This window comes from Kribbella albertanoniae (assembly GCF_004348455.1).
GTDB classification, from domain to species: Bacteria; Actinomycetota; Actinomycetes; order Propionibacteriales; family Kribbellaceae; genus Kribbella; species Kribbella albertanoniae.
The window spans coordinates 1-3,202 of the sequence record NZ_SMKA01000461.1 but is presented as its reverse complement, the minus strand read 5'-3'; the positions used below and the strand labels follow the sequence as shown (position 1 = coordinate 3,202).

The 3,202-nt window shown below is 54.9% G+C and carries 1 rRNA gene; it reads right to left on the bottom strand.

Going from position 1 to position 3,202, the window contains the following annotated elements:
* Positions 1 to 3: 3 nt before the first annotated feature.
* Positions 4 to 3,131, bottom strand: a 23S ribosomal RNA gene (locus E1261_RS44070).
* Positions 3,132 to 3,202: the final 71 nt, after the last annotated feature.

The following is a 3,202-nucleotide window of genomic DNA, read 5'->3' as shown; positions in this document are numbered from 1 at the left end:
GTGTGTGACAAGCCCTCGGCCTATTAGTACCAGTCAGCTCCACACCTTGCGGTGCTTCCACTTCTGGCCTATCAACCCAGTGGTCTACTGGGGGCCTTACCCGGTTAACCCGGTGGGAGACCTCATCTTGAAGCGTGCTTCCCGCTTAGATGCTTTCAGCGGTTATCACTCCCGAACGTAGCCAACCAGCCGTGCTCCTGGCGGAACAACTGGCACACCAGAGGTTCGTCCACCCCGGTCCTCTCGTACTAGGGGCAGCCCTTCTCAAGTCTCCTGCGCGCGCAGCGGATAGGGACCGAACTGTCTCACGACGTTCTAAACCCAGCTCGCGTGCCGCTTTAATGGGCGAACAGCCCAACCCTTGGGACCTACTCCAGCCCCAGGATGCGACGAGCCGACATCGAGGTGCCAAACCATCCCGTCGATATGGACTCTTGGGGAAGATCAGCCTGTTATCCCCGGGGTACCTTTTATCCGTTGAGCGACGGTGCTCCCACATGCCACCGCCGGATCACTAGTTCCGACTTTCGTCCCTGCTCGACATGTCTGTCTCACAGTCAAGCTCCCTTGTGCACTTACACTCGACACCTGATTGCCAACCAGGCTGAGGGAACCTTTGAGCGCCTCCGTTACCTTTTAGGAGGCGACCGCCCCAGTCAAACTACCCACCAGGCACTGTCCCTGATCCAGATAATGGACCTAAGTTAGACAGCCAGAACAACCAGAGTGGTATTTCAACGATGACTCCACCCGAACTGGCGTCCGAGCTTCACAGTCTCCCACCTATCCTACACAAGTTGTACCGACCACCAATACCAAGTTGTAGTAAAGGTCCCGGGGTCTTTCCGTCCTGCTGCGCGTAACGAGCATCTTTACTCGTAATGCAATTTCGCCGAGTCCACGGTTGAGACAGCGCCCAAGTCGTTACGCCATTCGTGCAGGTCGGAACTTACCCGACAAGGAATTTCGCTACCTTAGGATGGTTATAGTTACCACCGCCGTTTACTGGCGCTTAAGTTCAAAGCTTCGCCGGCCTAAGCCAGCTAACCTGTCCCCTTAACGTTCCAGCACCGGGCAGGCGTCAGTCCGTATACATCGAATTACTTCTTCGCACGGACCTGTGTTTTTAGTAAACAGTCGCTTGGGCCTGGTCTCTGCGGCCATCAACGCTTCCATGGGCAAGCCATGTAACGCATCCGGCCCCCCTTCTCCCGAAGTTACGGGGGCATTTTGCCGAGTTCCTTAACCATGGTTCACTCGATCGCCTTGGTATTCTCTACCTGATCACCTGTGTCGGTTTGGGGTACGGGCGGCTCTAACACTCACTACGAAGTTTTTCTTGGCAGCATGGGATCATCCACTTCCCCTGAACGGGTCCGCCTCGGCTCTCAGGCTTATATGAGACACGGATTTACCTATGCCTCGCCCTACCACCTTGCCCGCGGATCAGCTTACGCCTACCATCGCCGCGGTTGGACTACCCTCCTGCGTCACTCCTCAGTGCACCTAATACCAACTCGGGTCGTCTGTTCCACTGATTGACCCGAAGGCCGCACAGCTTCAAAGACTTAGCATCATCGGGTTCGGTCTTGTCGTGTTAATGCCGGTACGGGAATATCAACCCGTTGTCCATCGACTACGCCTGTCGGCCTCGCCTTAGGTCCCGACTTACCCAGGGCAGATTAGCTTGACCCTGGAACCCTTGATCATCCGGCGGACGGGTTTCTCACCCGTCATTCGCTACTCATGCCTGCATTCTCACTCGTGCAGCATCCACAACTCCATCACTAGGCTGCTTCACACGCTGCACGACGCTCCCCTACCCATCCACACACCTGGATGCCGATCAAGTCGGCACCGGGTACATATGTGAATGCCACAGCTTCGGCGGATTGCTTGAGCCCCGCTACATTGTCGGCGCGGAATCACTTGACCAGTGAGCTATTACGCACTCTTTCAAGGGTGGCTGCTTCTAAGCCAACCTCCTGGTTGTCTGGGCAACTCCACATCCTTTTCCACTTAGCAATCGCTTAGGGGCCTTAGCTGGTGATCTGGGCTGTTTCCCTCTCGACTACGGAGCTTATCCCCCGCAGTCTCACTGCCGCGCTCTCACTTACCGGCATTCGGAGTTTGGCTGATTTCGGTAAGCCGGTAAGCCCCCTAGACCATCCAGTGCTCTACCTCCGGTAAGAAACACGCGACGCTGCACCTATATGCATTTCGGGGAGAACCAGCTATCACGGAGTTTGATTGGCCTTTCACCCCTATCCACAGGTCATCCCCCAGGTTTTCAACCCTGGTGGGTTCGGTCCTCCACGCGGTCTTACCCGCGCTTCAACCTGCCCATGGATAGATCACTCCGCTTCGGGTCTAGAGCATGCGACTAAAACGCCCTATTCAGACTCGCTTTCGCTACGGCTACCCCACACGGGTTAACCTCGCCACACACCACTAACTCGCAGGCTCATTCTTCAAAAGGCACGCCGTCACACATTCACAAGGAATATGCTCCGACGGATTGTAGGCAATCGGTTTCAGGTACTATTTCACTCCCCTCCCGGGGTACTTTTCATCTTTCCCTCACGGTACTAGTCCGCTATCGGTCACCAAGAAGTATTTAGGCTTAGCGGGTGGTCCCGCCAGATTCACACGGGATTTCAAGAGTCCCGTGCTACTTGGGAAAACACTCAAGAGTTACTGTCTTACGCCTACAGGGCTATAACCCACTACGGCTCAACATTCCAGAAGATTCGACTTCAACAGTAATTTATAACTCTTCGACACCACGGCATTAATGTCAGAATGCTCCCACAACCCCATGCACGCAACGCACGCCGGCTATCACACGCACATGGTTTAGCCTCATCCGCTTTCGCTCGCCACTACTCACGGAATCACTATTGTTTTCTCTTCCTGCGGGTACTGAGATGTTTCACTTCCCCGCGTTCCCTCCAGAACCCTATGTGTTCAGGCACTGGTAACTGGCTTTAGAATGCCAGCTGGGTTTCCCCATTCGGACACCCCCGGATCACAGCTCGGTTGCCAACTCCCCGGGGCTTATCGCAGGCTCCAACGTCCTTCATCGGCTCTTGGTGCCAAGACATCCACCGATTGCCCTTAGTAGCTTGTCACAACAACAACAAAAACATTTCGCTACAAAGATGCTCGCGTCCACTATACAGTTCTCAAAATACGACCAGGA